The organism is Acetobacterium paludosum (genome assembly GCF_008086595.1).
Classification (GTDB): Bacteria; Bacillota; Clostridia; order Eubacteriales; family Eubacteriaceae; genus Acetobacterium; species Acetobacterium paludosum.
Window position 1 is genome coordinate 133,531 of sequence record NZ_RXYA01000006.1, and the last position, 17,550, is coordinate 151,080.

At 37.5% G+C, this 17,550-nt stretch carries 15 protein-coding genes; 13 read left to right on the forward strand and 2 right to left on the reverse strand.

Going from position 1 to position 17,550, the window contains the following annotated elements; translation table 11 throughout:
* The first annotated feature begins 37 nt into the window (after window positions 1–37).
* The 3 genes from FZC41_RS08035 (at window position 38) to FZC41_RS08045 (ending at window position 5,045) form a co-directional block, all read left to right on the forward strand.
* Window positions 38–2,206 carry a DUF7657 domain-containing protein gene (locus tag FZC41_RS08035; RefSeq protein ID WP_148566887.1) on the forward strand — a complete coding sequence of 723 codons (2,169 nt, stop codon included), beginning with the start codon at window positions 38–40 and terminating at the stop codon, window positions 2,204–2,206.
* 98 nt (window positions 2,207–2,304) lie between these two features.
* Window positions 2,305–3,666, forward strand: coding sequence for a DUF3329 domain-containing protein (locus FZC41_RS08040; protein ID WP_148566888.1), 1,362 nt, complete (start codon window positions 2,305–2,307; stop codon window positions 3,664–3,666).
* Window positions 3,667–3,680: 14 nt separating this feature from the next.
* On the forward strand, window positions 3,681–5,045 hold the full coding sequence (locus tag FZC41_RS08045; protein ID WP_148566889.1) for a DUF6056 family protein: 1,365 nt from the start codon (window positions 3,681–3,683) through the stop codon (window positions 5,043–5,045).
* A 90-nt stretch (window positions 5,046–5,135) separates the two neighbouring features.
* Here the strand turns inward: FZC41_RS08045 and FZC41_RS08050 are convergent, their stop codons facing one another.
* Window positions 5,136–6,134, reverse strand: a complete 999-nt coding sequence (locus FZC41_RS08050) for an LCP family protein (protein ID WP_243136674.1) — start codon at window positions 6,132–6,134, stop codon at window positions 5,136–5,138.
* 489 nt (window positions 6,135–6,623) lie between these two features.
* Between FZC41_RS08050 and FZC41_RS08055 the strand changes: the two genes are divergently transcribed.
* The 6 genes from FZC41_RS08055 (at window position 6,624) to FZC41_RS08080 (ending at window position 12,544) form a co-directional block, all read left to right on the forward strand.
* A complete protein-coding gene (locus tag FZC41_RS08055) occupies window positions 6,624–7,193 on the forward strand; it encodes a hypothetical protein (protein WP_148566891.1) in 570 nt (189 codons plus the stop codon).
* A 4-nt stretch (window positions 7,194–7,197) separates the two neighbouring features.
* The gene (locus FZC41_RS08060) at window positions 7,198–8,721 is read left to right on the forward strand and encodes a hypothetical protein (protein WP_148566892.1); all 1,524 of its coding nucleotides are present in this window, start codon (window positions 7,198–7,200) and stop codon (window positions 8,719–8,721) included.
* Window positions 8,722–9,006: 285 nt separating this feature from the next.
* Window positions 9,007–9,777 carry a transporter substrate-binding domain-containing protein gene (locus FZC41_RS08065; RefSeq protein WP_148566893.1) on the forward strand — a complete coding sequence of 257 codons (771 nt, stop codon included), beginning with the start codon at window positions 9,007–9,009 and terminating at the stop codon, window positions 9,775–9,777.
* A 152-nt stretch (window positions 9,778–9,929) separates the two neighbouring features.
* Entirely contained in the window at window positions 9,930–10,595 is a 666-nt protein-coding gene (locus FZC41_RS08070; RefSeq protein WP_148566894.1) for an amino acid ABC transporter permease, read from the forward strand.
* The gene (locus FZC41_RS08075; protein WP_148566895.1) at window positions 10,576–11,307 is read left to right on the forward strand and encodes an amino acid ABC transporter ATP-binding protein; all 732 of its coding nucleotides are present in this window, start codon (window positions 10,576–10,578) and stop codon (window positions 11,305–11,307) included. Before FZC41_RS08070 ends, FZC41_RS08075 begins: the two co-directional genes overlap by 20 nt.
* Before the next feature lie 112 nt (window positions 11,308–11,419).
* Window positions 11,420–12,544: a hypothetical protein gene (locus tag FZC41_RS08080; RefSeq protein ID WP_148566896.1), complete on the forward strand. Its 1,125-nt coding sequence runs from the start codon at window positions 11,420–11,422 to the stop codon at window positions 12,542–12,544.
* A 54-nt stretch (window positions 12,545–12,598) separates the two neighbouring features.
* Here the strand turns inward: FZC41_RS08080 and FZC41_RS08085 are convergent, their stop codons facing one another.
* Window positions 12,599–13,837 carry a glycosyltransferase family 2 protein gene (locus tag FZC41_RS08085; RefSeq protein WP_170253911.1) on the reverse strand — a complete coding sequence of 413 codons (1,239 nt, stop codon included), beginning with the start codon at window positions 13,835–13,837 and terminating at the stop codon, window positions 12,599–12,601.
* A 291-nt stretch (window positions 13,838–14,128) separates the two neighbouring features.
* Between FZC41_RS08085 and FZC41_RS08090 the strand changes: the two genes are divergently transcribed.
* Genes FZC41_RS08090 through FZC41_RS08105 form a run of 4 tightly spaced genes read left to right on the forward strand, consistent with a single transcriptional unit; the run spans window position 14,129 to window position 17,545 of the window.
* A complete protein-coding gene (locus FZC41_RS08090; protein ID WP_148566897.1) occupies window positions 14,129–14,998 on the forward strand; it encodes an efflux RND transporter periplasmic adaptor subunit in 870 nt (289 codons plus the stop codon).
* The gene (locus tag FZC41_RS08095) at window positions 14,998–15,687 is read left to right on the forward strand and encodes an ABC transporter ATP-binding protein (RefSeq protein ID WP_148566898.1); all 690 of its coding nucleotides are present in this window, start codon (window positions 14,998–15,000) and stop codon (window positions 15,685–15,687) included. Before FZC41_RS08090 ends, FZC41_RS08095 begins: the two co-directional genes overlap by 1 nt.
* On the forward strand, window positions 15,680–16,852 hold the full coding sequence (locus FZC41_RS08100) for an ABC transporter permease (RefSeq protein WP_148566899.1): 1,173 nt from the start codon (window positions 15,680–15,682) through the stop codon (window positions 16,850–16,852). Before FZC41_RS08095 ends, FZC41_RS08100 begins: the two co-directional genes overlap by 8 nt.
* 21 nt (window positions 16,853–16,873) lie before the next feature.
* A complete protein-coding gene (locus FZC41_RS08105; RefSeq protein ID WP_148566900.1) occupies window positions 16,874–17,545 on the forward strand; it encodes a response regulator transcription factor in 672 nt (223 codons plus the stop codon).
* Window positions 17,546–17,550 lie beyond the last annotated feature (5 nt).

Here is a 17,550-nt window from a genome sequence, read left to right on the forward strand (position 1 = left end):
AGTAAATACTATAAATATAGAATGAAAGAGAAAAATAATGATGATGAATCAAAAAGAGAAATATCTGAGTAGAAATACAGAAAATAAAATACTCTTTTGCATATTGGGGTTTCTAATTGCGATTTTGCTATGTGGCTTAGTATATTATTGGAAAAATGATTTTCAGAACATTGTTGTTATTGGAAAACAAATTGCTTTTATTTTTTTCGCAGTATGGATGTTCCTATTTTTAATTGTGACAATATATTTTATAAAAATGAATCAACTGGGAAAAAGTTTTTTGGTAACAACAAAAATATTGCTCGATTTTTTTATCAACTATCGATACCGAATAGCTGCGATTGTGTTTGTAATATTGGTCGTTTTAGGAATCAATTTTTCATCTCTGGCATCTTGGGAGACAACCACTTATGAGGAATCGCATTCGGTTATATTTGGGCAAGCAAGGTCAATTCGATCTGATGAATGGCTGGTGGAAACACCTTGGGTTTTATCTCAATACAATGAGAGATTTCCAACCGTAAATGATGACATTCGAGTTGATGGTCAAAATATGCTGTTTATGAGTACAAAAACACCAATAGAACACATTTCTACAATTGGAAATCCTTATAATTGGGGATATTTTTTCTTGCCTATCGAACAGGGCTATGCCTGGCATTGGGTCTTAAAATTATTATTATTACTTTTGTTTTCATATGAATTTCTACATATTATTACTAAGGAAAGCCGATATGTTTCCTTTGTTGGTGCATTTTGGATTGCTTTTTCGCCAACGATTGCATGGTGGTTTGATACTTCGGTTATTGAAATAGTTATTGCTTTTCAAGCGCTGTTTATTGCAGTGTTTTATTATTTTAGGGTCAGTAAGGTTTATCAGAAAATTTTGCTGCTCGTAATGGTTGTTATTTTTGGATTGAATTTTATTTTAGATTTATATCCCGCATTTCAAATTGTATTGGGATACGTTTTTTTAGGGTTGCTTATTTATTTAGTAATTAAAAATTATAAAAAACTAAAAAAACAGGATATTATCTTCATTACTTTATCCGTTTTTTTTATAATAGCGGTAGTAGCAGTTACAATTATCCCGTCAATTTCGGATATAACCATTATGATGTCAACGTCATATCCTGGAAGCAGAATGATAACGGGCGGGGGAATGAGAATATCTGATTTGACCAGATATTTGTATAACTGGTTGATTCCTTTTGTTGATGTTCCCCCGGAAACATTGTTGAATAATTGCATTGCCAGTGCTTATGTAACCTTTATTCCGGCATCACTAATAATAATTTTGAAAAGCTGGAAAGAAAAAAAGTATCTTGACAACGGCTATTTAAAAATATTTATAGCGTTTTATATTGTGTTTGCTTTATGGATACTACTACCCTTTCCAGAATTATTTGCAAAATATACTTTGTTGTATATGGTCACGCCGCAAATGTCGTTAATGGGGGCAGGGCTAATGGGAGTCTATATTAGTTGCATTGTTATTAGTCAATTAAACGAAAGACCGGGCTTCAGTAAAAAAGGAATAATAGCTTTTCTTTCAATTTTGGGCTGTTACTTTTTGTTGGCGCTTTATTTTAATCAGGCAATCAGTTATTTAGGAATAATCGGAACAAGTATTACAATAATAATTTTTTTATTGGCGAATTACTTTTTCATTATGGGGAAAAAGTATGCCGTTTTGATTTTTGTTTGCATTGTTTCAATCATTCCGGGATTTTTTGTCAATCCTGTTAATGTGGGACTTGCGCCGATTAAAGAAACGGTACTTGCTAAGTCAATACAAGAAGTGGTTAAAGAAGATCCGAAAGGATTATGGATGGGATATGATTCGGTAACATTACCTAATTACATCCTTGCTGAAGGAGGAAAAGTACTAAATAGTGTCCACTATTATCCAAACAACAGATTATGGGCGCAGATAAGTAATGACACAAATGATTATACAATATATAATCGTTTTGCACATATTCAAATAGAATTTAGTGCTTCGGAAAAAACTAAATTTGAATTGGTTGCCACAGATCATATAAAAATCACACTGAATGTAAATGACTTAGAAAAACTTAATGTAAAATACATTGTATCTTATAATCCATTAGAGAAATTTAACAATCAAAACGTTTCATTTATTAAACAAAGCCAGAATGATGCCGGTACAATATTTATTTATCAAGTGATCTATAACAATTGAATTTAAAGTGGATATAAACAAACTAGGGCAACAATGAAAAATTCATATAAAGCTATTTTAAACAAAATGAATAAATTAAGAATGGATGGTTTTGATTATTGAAGAAGAAAGAAAAATATTTTAAACTTGTTGATAGGGAGATAACTCCAAGAACAAATATTATTATTTTTGGGGTTATCCTTATTGTCACTTTTTGTTATATGTTGTTTCTAAACATTAAAACCCCTTTGATTGCTGACGATTATGTTTATAAATTTATTGCCGGTACCAGTACTCCCATTAATTCTTTTGGGGATATTGTGCAATCCCTGATTCTTTTTTATCTAAGCTGGGGTGGAAGGCTTGTCGCCGAGCTTTTTAACCGACTGTTTATGCTGTGGGGAAAAGAAGTTTTTAATGTGGCGAATAGTCTGTGTTATATTGTATTTGTTTTATCTGTTTATTTTTTAGCCGTTGGACGCAAAATCAGGGCGTTTAAATTACTGCTGGTCACGATCCTGGTTTGGTTTTTCACCCCGGTATTTGGGCAGACTGTTATCTGGCTGACCGGTTCCTGCAATTATTTATGGTGTGGAACTCTGATTGTTCTGGCCCTTTTGCCTTTCCGTTTTTACGAAGAGAAGCAGACCGCGATCTTAAAGAGTAAGTGGCTGGCCGTCGTTTTAATCCCGTTGTTTTTTGTCAGTGGGATAACCAATGAGAATTCAGCAGGAGCAATGATTCTTATTATGATCTTGTTCAGCTTGCTTTTTTATAAACGCAAAATAAAAATTCCTTATTTTGCCTGGACTGGCATCATTTTTTCGATGATTTCTTTTTTATGTATGATTTTTGCGCCCGGAAATGGAATGAGAACAACCAATGAAGCCCCCATCGCGGAAGTAACGCAGATGGTAGGTTCCAATCCTATTATTACGAAGTTTTCCTATTTTGCCTATAATTTATATGATTTAATGCCTTTGCTGATTTTAGCAGTGATTGCTGGATTGTTATTATATAAGAAAAAGGATCGAAATGTTTTGATGGTATTTGGCATTTTTATTATTGCCGCAGCGGCGGCGATGTTGGTGATGCTGGCACCTCCTAAATTTCCGCCTCGAGCCATGTTTGGCTTATCGGCAATGATTAGCATTGCCATTGTTTATGCGGTTGATCAACTCGAAATAAAATGGAATCATCAGTTGATTCTAATACCCTTTGCAGCGGTGCTGCTATATTATGTGATGTCGTTAGGGTATGTGGGTATTGATGCGATTACCGTTTTCAAGGAGTCGGAAACCCGCATTGAAATCATAAACGAAAATAAAGCCGAAGACGTCATTGCGGTTCCGGGAATTACACCGTTAACCGACCATAATGGCATGTATGGCCTGAAAGATGTTCAAATGGATCCCAATCACTGGGTAAATCGTGCCCTTGCAGATTATTATGGTGTCAAAAACATTGTTTTAGAACCATAGAAGGAGAGAAAGTTGTGGAAATAATAAAAACAAAAATAAAGAGTGTGACACATTGGAATTACTTTCCAATACTGGTTTTTACCTTTTTCATTTTGATCATGCACTTTTTTTTAAGTCCATCAGGAGATGATATCACCTATGGAACGATTTTTTATAAAGAACCGGTATTAACTTTTATTTCACAGTCTTATTATGAATGGAGTTCCCGAATTATCATTATGCCGATAGCGGCGTTTTTTGCGGGTAATTCATTTTTTCTGTTTTCGATTTTTGATGTTTTCGTTTATTTCTTATTGGCCTTTATGATTTCAAAACTCTTTGTTTATGATAATCAACGAAAAATGAATTGGATTATTGTGCTGCTTTTAGCCTGTGTACCGTTTGTTTCAATGTTGACAACGGCAGGATGGGTCGTCACCAGTATTCATTATTTTTGGCCGCTTACGTTGAGTCTGGTGGCGTTATACCCACTCAAAAAAATACTGTTCAATGAAGCGATTAAATGGTACGAATATCCGGTGTATTTTATTGCCACCGTTTTTGGCATGAACATGGAAATTATGGCGGCAATTTTAGTGTCATTTTATTTTATATTTTGCATTTTCTTTATAGCCCAAAAAAACATTTCTCGCTACACGATTTTTACCACCATTGTTTTAATTGGTAATTTGATTTTCATTCTTCTTTGCCCGGGAAATACCGTTCGAGATATCGCGGAAATTGCTTCTCAATTTCCGGAATATGCTTCTTTTGGCCTTCTTCAGAAGATGACCTTATCAGCCACATCATTTATTGTCACGATTGATCAAAATTTTATCATGCTAACCGTTTTAGGGTTAGCTTGGCTTTATTCCTGGAAAAAGTATCAGACTGGGGTTCCAAGAATAATGGGGATATTGCCGTTTGTTATTTGCGCACTGATTGATATGGCTCGGGTTGTCGTTTTGAGCCCCAAATTTGCCTGTGGTTACAAGTTATTAACGGGAAATAATATTACTGACTGGATTTCTTTTCAAGGTATTACCAGCGGAACTTTGGGAGTTTACCATTACCTGGTACTTGCGGCAATGACAATATTCGTGATTTCATTAATGGCGATGACGATTACTTTGTTCAAAGATTCTCAGAAACTATGGATTGCAGTTCTGGTAATGGGCGCAGGGATCATGTCGCGGGTTGCGATGGGATTCTCTCCAACCGTATATAAGTCTGGGGCACGGACATTCTTATTTCAATACATTGCCATGGCTATTTTGGGACTTTTGATATATCAGGAATTTAATTCAAGCTTGTCTCCTAAAAATCAAAAAAGAGTTATCTGGGGTTTGGCGCTTTTGGCAATTTGCGGTTATTTGGAGTCGCTTTGTAAATTGTGTTAAAAAAAGATGAAGTTGGAAAATAATAGTAAGTTAGAAAAAGGCTCCGAATGGCGATTCAAATCGCCATTCGGAGCCTTTCCTCACATCGCTTTACTTCGTTTTGCTGACAATCTCTTTGCTGATTTTTGTTGCGGCACTGGAGGGGCTGTAGGAGTCCTCGTAAATAAATTGATATAAAGCTTTAATATTATCAACTAAAGTATTTGGGACAACATAAGCGACTCCATCAAGTGTATCCAGAGAAACATAGTCATCTGTTGGGAAGCGACTCTGTTCAATATCTTTTGAAGGCATAAGGGCAAGGTTGATACCGTATTTGATAAGTTCCAGGGTACTCAAGGATGTTTGTACATAAGGCAAGGTTGACTGAACGAGTTTAAATTGATCAATCGGAGTAAGATCCATTGCCTTAGATAACACTTGTTCAAAAACATCTCGCTGCCGCTGGGTTCGATCAAAGTCACCATCGCCGACATAACGCACCCGACAGTAAGCTAAAGCTTGAGAACCGTCAACAACTTGAGAACCGATTTTTTTGAGATCCGGTGAGCTGGTATTAACTTTATCATTAATATCCATCAGATACTCATTTACCCAGTCTAATTCATCTTGGCTTTTAATATCAATGGTAACTCCGCCGACCGCATTGACCATCGAGACCATCGCATCGAAGTTAATCGTGACATAATCGGTAATCGGTGTATCAAAGTTTTCATTAATGGTTTGAACGGCTAAATTTGGTCCGCCATAAGCATAGGCGGCATTGAGTTTATCATAACCATACTTTTGGTTAATATACGCATAATCATCGCGCATAATGGATGCTACCTTCAGTTTGCTGTGTTCATAGTCGGCTGTGGCGACCATGATGGTATCGGTACGGTTACCGTCAACGTCATCTCGGCCGTCAACACCAAAAACGGCGATATTGACAATTTTATGCTGCTTGGCAAAAGCGGCAGCTTCATTACTGATGCCATAACTGCTTAAATTTCCTTGCAGATCGCTGGTTACATTTTGTAAGAAAAATGCATAAATGGCAAAGGCAGCGATCAAAAGAAAAAGGATAAGCAGAAAAATCGTTTTCAAAAATTTTTTAAACCTACTTTTACCTTTTTTCTTTTTCTTGGGCGTGGGTAGGGCAGTTGATTGCGGCCTCGATTTTTCCTGCTTTGAATTATTTTGTCGTTTTTGGTCCGGTTGACTTGTTGATTGTCTTAAGCTTGCATTGCTTTTTTGTTTTGATGAAGGAGTACGTCTATTTTCGATTACGTTTTTTTTTCGTGCGCTCAATACTAATACCTCATTTGGAAATCGTTCATTTGCAAAAACAGTATTTGCAAATTAGTGCAAAGATGTGCATTTTTAGGGTTTCTAAGGGTAAAAGGTACACTTGAATTTTAAAATGCGTCTGAATTTTAACTTCTAGTTCAATATTATATCATATTTGTAAAAATATGTAAAAAAAAATATATTAATAGAAATTATCAGGGAACCGTAAATCTTGTTATACATTTCACTAAAACTTTGTTATAATATTGATTATAGATTCATATTGAATATAGGAGTGGGGTTAATATGGCAAATAAACAGGAACTCAAGGGGAAAAATGAGTACTTTGAATATGTTGAATCACGCATTGAAAATTTAGAGAAACTAATTTTACAAAAAGATGATGAGTTAAAATCTTTAATTCTTAAAACTGCCCAAAATGGGGCGGGTCAATGGAGAAGTAATCCGAGTGAAGAGACGGTAACGATAAAAGGAAAAGGAAATTTTGATCGGGTGTTTCAAGATATAAAGGAAGAGGAAGCACGCTTTTTAAAAAATGAAGGGGAGTTGCCTCAATACAAGGCTGAGGAACTGAATGAACAACTTTTCAACATCGAGAAAAGAGAGAAAATAGTTCAGGAAATGTTGGACTCTCTTGGATCAGCGCTGTCAATCCTAAAACAGCGTCATGAAGAGGTTAACCGTAAGGAAGAAACCCTTAATTCTGAATATCAAAAGCTATTAAAAATTGAAGAGTTATATAGAAATACCCAGGGGAGCGATTCTTTAGGATCATCTTTTGGACAGTTCCCTATTGGCAAAGGAAGTTCTAAAGATGAAAAAAGAACTCCCGTAAATAAAGACAGCAAGGAGTGATTCGATGAAATTAAGTCTTGGAAAATGTTGGGGTTTGTTGATTTTTGATATGATTGGTTTAGCCATTTCCGGTTATGCTTTTTTATTGGTTTATCAGATTATAACAACCCTATCAAATGCAAATGCTTTTATAATATTAATGGGATTTTTTGTTGGAATTAAAGTTGTGGTATTGTCGTTATACGATTTGAACCGGAATATGTTACATAAAAACATTCCGTTTTTAGGTGCTCTAATTTCTGTTCTTGGGAACGGGATTATTTTTGGCTTGTGCTGGTTCCTTATTCCTGAAGTTCCGGCAACCTTTTTTATTGGATTGGCAATTATTGATTTTTTGATGGTTACGCTATGTCATCTTTTATGGTGGGTACTGATCGGAAAAGATGAAGAAATCGGTAAGGAAAACGGTAAGGTTAAAGAAAAAGTTGTCAAAAAAAAAGAAGAAGCGGCCAAGATGAAGGAAGAAGTGGTCAAGAAAAAAAAAGGAGCTAAAGAAAAAAAAACATGGCTAGCCCCCACTGACGATGAAGAATCAGAGTACGATAGTATTTTTACCAGTCTATTGGAAAATGAAAAAAAAGGACAGAAAAGATATCCAGAACCAGAAAATAGAAATGTATTTGAAGAAGAAAAACGATATCAAACCAGCGATTTTTTAGATGAAATTAAACAAAATTTAAAAAAGGATCATCAGCTGCCAGAGGAAAGATCGGGAGTCAGAGCACCATCCGTTTTTCAAAGCCCGTCTCAAAAGCCAGGGTTCGTTGAAAAAAAAATAGAACCTGAACTGCCAGGTAAAAAAAAAGATGAAATAAATGATCATTTACCAATCAATAAAAATAATGAAATCGCAGAACCTTTTCAGAAAACGACTGAAAAGCCGGCTTTAAGTCCAACAAATTCGTTATCTACTAAAGATACTAATGAATTATTTGTTCCTTTTCCTAATGTTCAAAGGAAAGAAAATACGGTTCCCGTCAAAAGTGAAGACCGCTCTGATAATGCGTTGGGAATAGGTGAACCTACTGTAGAAAGAGAAGAAGATTTTCTTTCCATCGAAAGAAGATTGAGTTATCTCTTTAATGAAATTGAAAAATCAATGAAGGAAACACAGTATCTTCAGAGCGCTGTGGGGGCTTTTCAAAAAGAAGTGGAAACCTACACCCCAATTACTGGTGATGAAAAAATTATTGCCACCGGCAATTTGATTCGAGAGAAGCTGAAGATGATTATTGATAAACAATTTGTTGTCGACGAAGTGTTGGATGATCTCATTCGTTTATCTAAACTGATTAATAATCGGATTAATGATTTGGATGTCATTGAGGCGGGTCTTAATCAACGAAAAATAGCTTTGGATCAAAAAGATGTTCTTTTTGTAGAAGGGCATGGTCGCGGTGAAATGGATACAGAGCTAGAAATAATGCCAGAGGAAGTTGTCCTGGAAAATCTCGATTCAGAGTTTATAGTTGCCGGAGATGATTATGAAACAGTGCGCAAGTATTTGATTCAGAACCCTGAAAAATGAGCAGTAAAAAACATCCTCTCAATTGTAAGGGATGTTTTTTTTATTATGAATATTAATTTCCGCTTTTTTTGATTTTTTCAGGAAGTGATTGTAACTATTATGGGGATTAAAAAATTCACTTAAGAAAGAGTCGCCAAAACAATGAAAAAAGGGGATGCTTCTGCCAATGAATAATTATTTTTTTATTGCGAATGTTTAAGAAAAATGGTATACTGCTACCTGTATAAAAAGTTGGAGCATTGATTAAAGATGCATCAAAACTTATTATTATTAGGAGGAAAAGAAATGAAAAAGATCACAAAGCTCGGTATTTTGATGATGGCTGTTGCCATGATTTTTTCTCTTGCTGCCTGTTCCAGTGGAAAAACCACAACAAGTACTGCAAAGAAATATGTTATTGCGACAGACACAACATTCAAACCATTTGAGTATGAAAATGACAAAGGTGAACGTGTTGGTATCGATATTGACCTGTTAGCAGCGATTGCTAAAGACCAGGGATTTGATTATGAACTTAAAGCAGTCGGTTTTGATGCCGCTTTAGGAGAGGTAACATCAGGTCAGTCGGATGGTATGATTGCCGGCATGAGTATTACTGATGCAAGAAAAGCTACTTTTGATTTTTCTGATCCATACTTTGATTCAGGCGTTGTCATGGCCGTTTCAGCTTCAAACACTACTGTTAAGACTTATGCAGATCTGAGCGGACAAAAAGTTGCTGTTAAAAATGGTACCGAAGGCGCTACTTTTGCAGAATCAATCAAAGCACAATATGGTTTTGAAACCGTTTCTTTCCCAGATTCAGCAAACATGTATGAAGATGTTAAAGCGGGAAATTCAGCTGCTTTGTTTGAAGACTATCCAGTAATTGGTGATGCCATTGCCAGCGGTGTGCCACTAAAAATGATGGGAAATATGGAAGCCGGGAATTCTTACGGATTTGCTGTTAAAAAAGGACAAAATGCTGATTTGCTTAAGATGTTTAATGCTGGTTTAGCAGATGTTAAAGCTAACGGTGAATATCAAAAAATCTTAGATACCTACATCAAAAAATAATTTATCAAAAATAATTTAGTCGTTATTTACTAAGAAATCATCTGTCAGTGAAATATGCTACTGACAGATGATTTCTCTAAGTTATCTAAAAGTGTTTACTCGCGGTGTGAGTAAAGACTATTGGACAACTGGACCCATTGAAGGAGGTTGACGTGAGTATACCAGAATTAGTTGTACAGAATTGGTCTCGTCTGTTAGCGGGACTCGCCATGACCGTTGAACTAACCATTATTTCTCTTATTATTGCAGGAATGTTAGGGTTGTTATTTGGTCTTTTGTCAGTTTCAAAGAAAAAGAGTTTACGTGCAATCGCACTTGTTTATGTAGATATTGTTCGCGGAACGCCATTATTGGTCCAGGCATTTTTTATTTATTTTGGTATTCCGGCCGCACTTGGTATCCGATTAGATGCCAATACTGCCGGGATCATTACCTTGAGTCTCAATGCTGGAGGCTATTTGGCTGAAATATTCAGAGGCGGAATTGAATCCATTAATAAAGGCCAGATGGAGGCAGCCCGTAGTTTGGGATTACCTTATAGCCTGGCAATGACTAAAGTTATTTTACCCCAGGCAGTCCGCACCATGACGCCGGCGTTGATTAACCAATGTATTATTACCTTAAAAGATACATCGATCCTTTCAATCATTGGTATTCAGGAATTAACCCAAACAGGAAGACTCATTATTGCCAATAATTATCAGGCATTTGAAATGTGGACAATCGTTGCGGTGATGTATTTCATCATTATTATGATTTTAACAAAAATATCAAAACGTATTGAAAGGAAAATGTCTTATGGGAAAAGTGAAAATTAAAAACCTGAAAAAGAGTTTTGGTGAATTAGAAGTCCTAAAGGACATTAACCTGGAAGTTTGTGAAAGAGAAGTTATTTGTATCATCGGTCCTTCCGGTTCTGGTAAAAGTACCCTTTTGCGTTGTATCAATGCCCTTGAGGTGGCCACCAGCGGAACGGTGGAGGTTGATGGGAATGATATTACCGGTGCTGCTGATAAAGACATTAATAAGTATCGGCAAAATATTGGTATGGTGTTCCAACAATTCAACCTTTTCCCCCATATGACCGTTTTGGAGAATATTTCATTTGCTCCGGTGACACTTAAGCTAAAAAGTAAGCAGGAAGCGAATGAGAAAGCCCTTAAGCTTTTAAGACGTGTTGATCTTGAAGAAAAAGCAAATGTTTATCCGGAACAGCTTTCCGGAGGACAGCAACAGCGTGTTGCTATTGCCCGGGCCTTGGCGATGGATCCGGATGTGATGCTTTTTGATGAACCGACTTCCGCATTGGATCCGGAAATGGTTGGTGAAGTGCTGAACGTCATGAAAAAACTCGCAAAAGAAGGAATGACCATGATTGTGGTCACCCATGAAATGGGCTTTGCAAGAGAAGTTGCAGACCGCGTTATCTTTATTGATGATGGCTTTATTGTCGAACAAGGCCCACCTCAGGAGCTGTTCGGTGCGCCGAAAAATGAACGAACCATTAATTTTTTGAATATGGTTTTATAAAAATAGCTGCAACCATCTCCTTATCCAGAGATGGTTTTTATTTTATAGCGGATGTTAAGGTTTTCAAAAAAAGGGTAAAAAATTTCGGACAGGGTTTTAGGGGGGAAATAAAATGATGATTAAACAGCGGTTGGGTAATGGTATTGAGTTTGTAAAAACAAAAATTATGGAAAACAAACAAAGAACTGGAGCAGTGTTTTGCATCCTGCTCGTGCTCATCGGCTTTTTTATGCCATTTATGAGCGCCAAGGCGGGGGTTTCAGTAACCGGGATCATGAATAATTCATTGGAAATAATAAGTCCCGAAAATAACATGCTTTCTGTTAGTCTGGGCGATTTCGTGCTCCAGAAGCCCATTGATGAAATTACTGTTTATAATACAAAACTGGGAGATATTAAACTATTTGATCAGTCGGTATTGGGAATGCTCAGAAATCCAATCCCGGATAAAGGTGTAATTGGTAATGTTAACGAAGCCTTATCCAGTTCGGCATTAGATTATCTTGTTGACCCAAAGGTTCAGGAAATCATTGCAACAAGGCTGGCAAGGGGCGACGAACTCAATGTTATCCTTGTGAATACCTGGAATGCGATTCAAGATGCTAAAAAAATTGTCGGTGCAGTCAATGATATCTCCATTCAAGCTCGCCAATCCATGAATCAGGTTAACGAGACTATGGCGATGATTGATGGGTATAAATCCACAGCAAATGGTTTTGTGTTTGTACTTTTTGTCCTAATGATTGGTTTAATGGCTTTGATTCTATATAAAAGGGCAAATATTAAGCTATCCATCGTTCTATCCGGGATTATGCTGTTCTTTTTTGCAGCGGTTGGGATTGGGACGTCCATTGCAAATAATCAGATTAATCTTCAAATAGCCGAATTGGTTGGACAAGTTAACAATAGTGCTATGGAGTTGATTCGCTCGGTATTAACCGGAACCTTTGGTGATATTGGAACATTTCTGGCAAACTTTATTGGGGAACAGGCTAACTTTTTAAAAATGTCTTTTTCCATTCAATTGAATGCGGGATATTGGGTTATTTTATTGGGACTGTTAGGGAGTTTTATATTATGCATCCTTGTCGGCCGGCAAAATAAAAAACAGAGTGACGATAAACAAGCAACAGCAGAAGTAACAACTGAAACAGAAGAAAAAGCGATCGAAATGATTGAAGGCAAAGCGTCACCCGAAAAAGATCAACTCGTTGAAGAAGAAAATTTAACAGTTTAAAATTTATTTGCAAAAAAAAAGGATGGCCATGACGGTCATCCTTTTTTGATGTGGCTATTTAACTAATTGAGAGATCTTAATATTTTGGGTGTGTTCAATGGGTTCCCAGATTTCAATCGGTTTAAGGAAACATAAAATGTTAATGGGAATCCAGGACATAAGGTAAAACCAAAAGGAAAAAATAGAAATATTGTTTACTTCACTAATCTTTTTACCTTCCAGCCATAAGACCATGACAGTAAAGATAACACTGAATGCGACTCCGCCAACGGCAATCAAGATAGCAAGGGTTAGGGCATTAGACCAGATACCGGTGGTGATAAATAGCATTCCTAAAATGATAAAGGAACAGATAGTGTAAATACAGGTCAGAACCTGCATAAAGGGTGCAATCAAGTACATGATCATGTCAAAAGAACAACGATTTTTATCTTTAATCACACGATCCCGCAATTGTGGTGAATAATGCTCAAAACATTGGATGGTGCCGGTTGACCATCGCTTGCGCTGGGACCAGGACTGTTCAAAGGTGAGTGGATGTTCGTCAAAGGTAATGGCATCTGGCGCCCAAGCGACGCGGTATCCTTTGATGACACATTGAGTGGTGAATTCAATATCCTCGGTCAGACTGAAAGTCTTAAACCCTTCTTTTTTAATCACATCGGCATGCATCATAAAACCGGTTCCGTTTAATGCAGCGGATAAACCCAACTTGTTACGTGCTAAATTCAAGAAACGATTCAGCGTCCAGTAGAAAACTGATTGACAGCCTGAAATCCAGGAATCATTTGGATTTTTGCTGTCCCGATAGCCCTGGGCAATTTTTTCGCCAGATTCGATGACATTATTCATTGATGTAAAAAAATGTTTATCAACGACATTATCAGCATCAAATATACAGAAAGCATCATAAACATCATTTTCACTAAAGATATAATCAAAAAACTGGGAAAGGGCAGTACCTTTCGACTTAACTTCACCGGTGCAGGTCATGATTTTCGCGCCATGAGCGATAGCAACTGCTTTGGTGTTGTCTGTACAATTGTTGGGGATAACATAAATATCCATTAATTCTTCCGGATAATCCTGTTGGTGCAGGCTTTCAATAAGATTGCCGATAACACCAGCCTCATTTCGAGCGGCAATAACTGCAGCCATGCGATTTCGGGGAGGTGCGGAGGTATATTTATTATTTTTTGAATAGCCAAATAAACCAACGATAAAAAAATAGATACCATAAATAAAAAACGGGATACCTAAAATAAATAATAGGGTAAAGATTTGTGAAACCATTTTTATTTATTTCTCCTTCATATTAAATTGTGAAATGTGATTAACTTTATATATTCTAACATGGAACGACACTTATAACAAGAAATCTTAAGGTAATCTAAAGGCTTGTATCCGTTTTGTGTCTTTTATAAAGCTTCCGGTTCCTTGTTCTCTTGTAATGTGCTTTGTTCAATTAATACCCCGAAAATCCTGATAGATAACATAACTTAAAGAACTAAAGAGTTCATTTTTAGTTTATATTGAATGTTTAGTATACAACTATAAAATAAATTCAATAGTTGGAGGATAAAAGTGAAAACGAAAAAGAAGATTATAATTGGGGGTATTGTTGGGGTATTAATTGTACTGGGCGCGATTGTGGGTTATCAGGTTTTGGGGAATAAGACAACTAATCAATATGACGAGTCCAAAGTTACCGTAGAGAACATTGTCAATGATAATCGGTTTACAGGAGTCATCGAAAGCCAGTCCAGGGAAAATATTATGGCGACAAGTTCTCAAAAGATAAGTGAGTTTTATGTCAGTGAGGGCGATGAAGTCGAGAAAGATACGGATCTTTATGAAACCTCAACAGGAGAAGTGATTAGCGCCACAAAAAGCGGTGAGGTATCGAAAATATATTATGAAGAAGATGATACGGTACCCGCTGGGGGAGAAGTTATGGATATTGTGGATTATACCAATTTGCAGGTTAGTATAAAAGTAGATGAGTATCAATTATCCAGTATTGCAGAGGGTTCACCAGTAACGATTAATATCGATAGTATTGGTCGAAGTGTTCAGGGAACAGTCAGTGAAATCAGTCGGGAAGCCAAAAACGAGAATGGGGTTGCTTATTTTACAGCAATTGTGGATTTTCAGGGTGATTCAGCAATCCGAATTGGAATGAATGCGGAAGTCATTATTGTGAAAGAAAGTGCGGAAAATGCATTAGCGGTTCCGGTTGCTGCGATTCAATTTGGGGAAAACAATCAAACTTATGTTATGGTGAAAAATAATTCGGATACCATTGAGAATCAAAACGTAACGACGGGCATTACCGATGGTGTGAAAATTCAAATAACTCAAGGTCTCAATGAAAATGATACGGTTATGATTCCAAAAATCACGACGTCAAAGACAACCAGCTTAAAACAGTCGGCTACAAGTGGTGGTAATTAATGTCAGAAAAAATTTTAGAAATGAAAGATCTGGTAAAAACCTATATTATGGGAGATGAAAAGCAAGTCGTTTTAAAAGGAATCAATCTTGAAATAAATCGGGGCGATTTTCTTTCAGTATTGGGACCTTCGGGTTCGGGGAAATCCACCCTGATGAATATCATCGGTTGTTTGGATGTTCCCACCAGTGGAACTTATTATCTATCCGGCCAATTGATTCGTGATTTATCGGAAGTGAGTCTTTCCCATATCCGAAACCGTGAAATCGGATTTGTGTTTCAGCAGTTTCAATTGTTGCCGCGGTTATCCGCTCAGAAAAATGTGGAGTTGCCTCTCATTTATGCAGGTGTTTCAGAGAGAAAAAGACATGAGCGAAGCGCTTATATTCTGGAGCGGGTGGGATTGGCAGAAAAAATGAAAAACCGACCCAATCAGTTGTCTGGCGGTCAGCAACAGCGGGTGGCAATTGCCAGAGCTCTTGTGACGGAACCTACCATCTTACTGGCCGATGAACCCACCGGAGCATTGGATCAACAAACCGGTCATCAGATTATGGATCTGTTTAAAGAACTTCATGCCGAAGGTAAAACCATTGTCATGATCACCCATGATCCGGGGGTTGCTAAAAATGGCAGCCGGATTGTGCGGATTGTGGATGGAAATCTCAGTGAGGGGGTATACAATGCTTAAAGAAAGTATTAAAATGGCACTAGAAAATATTGTCAGCAATAAAATGCGATCCTTTCTCACCATGCTGGGGATTATCATTGGGGTTGGGTCGGTGATTGCGCTCATTACCATTGTCTCTGGAGCAACCAGTACTGTTACTGATCAGGTGGCGTCCATGGGAGCAAATACGGTGACGGTTCAGGTAATGGGGACACCGCTAAAACAGGGATTAACTCAAGGTGATGTGGATAAAATATCAGAACTTTCGAATATCTCAGGCATTGCCCCGACGATTTCAGGAACAACAACCGTGGCTTTTGATGGCAATACGATGGATGACATTACCCTTCAGGGTAAGAATGATGTGTATTTCAAAAACACCGAAGACGTTATTTCCACGGGACGAATCATCAACACCATTGATACTGAAAATAAAAGTAGAGTTGCTCTAATCGGAAATGATATTGCGAGTGAATTATATGTTGGGAAGAATCCCATTGGACAGCCAATAAAAATAGGCGGCATTACCTATACTGTGATTGGTATTTTACAGGAATCAAGCAGCTTTGCATCCGCTGATACAAATAAATCAGTGATCATACCCTATACTACTGCCATGGGGGCTGTTGGTGCAAAATATATCAACAGCATGACCATTTATATTGCCGACGAAACGATGGCCGATACGACAACCCGGGAAATTGAAGCGGTTTTAACAAAAGCATTTAATGGAGATGATGATGGTTATTCCATCGTCAACATGCAAAGTATTCTCGATACCATCAAAAGCATGACCAGCATTCTCTCCATGATGCTAGGAGGAATTGCATCGATTTCGCTGGTAGTAGGCGGTATCGGCATTATGAACATGATGCTGGTTTCAGTCTCGGAACGAACTAGTGAAATTGGTCTTCGCAAAGCCCTGGGAGCAGAGCCAAAGCAAATTCAGCTCCAGTTTCTGATTGAATCGGTGGTGCTCTGCCTCGTCGGTGGAATCATTGGGTTTATTGTGGGGGTCAGCCTGGCATGGATTGTGGCCAACATCATCGGAATCGGATTTGCTCTGACAGCTTCCACCGTTATTTTGGGAATTGGTTTCTCGGCAATCATTGGCATTATTTTTGGATTTATGCCAGCCCGAAAGGCATCCCGACTCAACCCCATTGATGCCCTTAGGAGTATTTAGAAGAAAAAACAGGAGAATAAGATGTTAAGTATTTTGATTTGCGAGGATGACAATCACATTCGGCGTCTGTTTCGGGATACCCTGGAAAAAGAAGGCTATTCAATTTTTGAAGCAGCCGACGGCATGATGGCTTTGGAGGTGCTCAAAAAACATCACATTGACTTGCTGATCACTGATGTGATGATGCCTCATTTGGATGGTCATGCCCTGACTCAGGCACTAAGGGATGGGGGATTTGAACTCCCCATCCTCATGATTACGGCAAGAGAAAGTATTGATGATAAAAAAAACGGCTTTAAAGCCGGAACCGATGATTATATGGTAAAACCCGTCGACATGGATGAAATGCTGCTGCGGGTTTTTGCCCTGTTGCGTCGTTCCAAAATTGTCAATGAACAGCGGTTGGCGGTGGGAAAAACCGTTATGGATTATGGAGCGCTGACATTAAATATTGGTGATGAAACCATTACACTGCCTAAAAAAGAGTTTCTATTGCTGTTCAAACTGCTGTCCTCGCCCAATCGGATTTTTACCCGAGCCCAAATAATGGACGAAATCTGGGGGTATGAAAGTGAAAGTGATCATCGTACGGTGGATGTTCATATCAATAGATTACGCGAAAAAACAGAATCAAATACAGATTTTAAAATTGTTACGGTAAAAGGATTGGGATACAAAGCCACAATAAAATAATGTCA

Coding starts and splice junctions, on each gene's coding strand:
- FZC41_RS08035 (WP_148566887.1), top strand. CDS start 38: ATGATGATGAATCAAAAAGAGAAATATCTGAGTAGAAATACAGAAAAT.
- FZC41_RS08055 (WP_148566891.1), top strand. CDS start 6,624: ATGGCAAATAAACAGGAACTCAAGGGGAAAAATGAGTACTTTGAATAT.
- FZC41_RS08060 (WP_148566892.1), top strand. CDS start 7,198: ATGAAATTAAGTCTTGGAAAATGTTGGGGTTTGTTGATTTTTGATATG.
- FZC41_RS08065 (WP_148566893.1), top strand. CDS start 9,007: ATGAAAAAGATCACAAAGCTCGGTATTTTGATGATGGCTGTTGCCATG.
- FZC41_RS08075 (WP_148566895.1), top strand. CDS start 10,576: ATGGGAAAAGTGAAAATTAAAAACCTGAAAAAGAGTTTTGGTGAATTA.
- FZC41_RS08080 (WP_148566896.1), top strand. CDS start 11,420: ATGATGATTAAACAGCGGTTGGGTAATGGTATTGAGTTTGTAAAAACA.
- FZC41_RS08085 (WP_170253911.1), bottom strand. CDS start 13,837: ATGGTTTCACAAATCTTTACCCTATTATTTATTTTAGGTATCCCGTTT.
- FZC41_RS08095 (WP_148566898.1), top strand. CDS start 14,998: ATGTCAGAAAAAATTTTAGAAATGAAAGATCTGGTAAAAACCTATATT.
- FZC41_RS08100 (WP_148566899.1), top strand. CDS start 15,680: ATGCTTAAAGAAAGTATTAAAATGGCACTAGAAAATATTGTCAGCAAT.
- FZC41_RS08105 (WP_148566900.1), top strand. CDS start 16,874: ATGTTAAGTATTTTGATTTGCGAGGATGACAATCACATTCGGCGTCTG.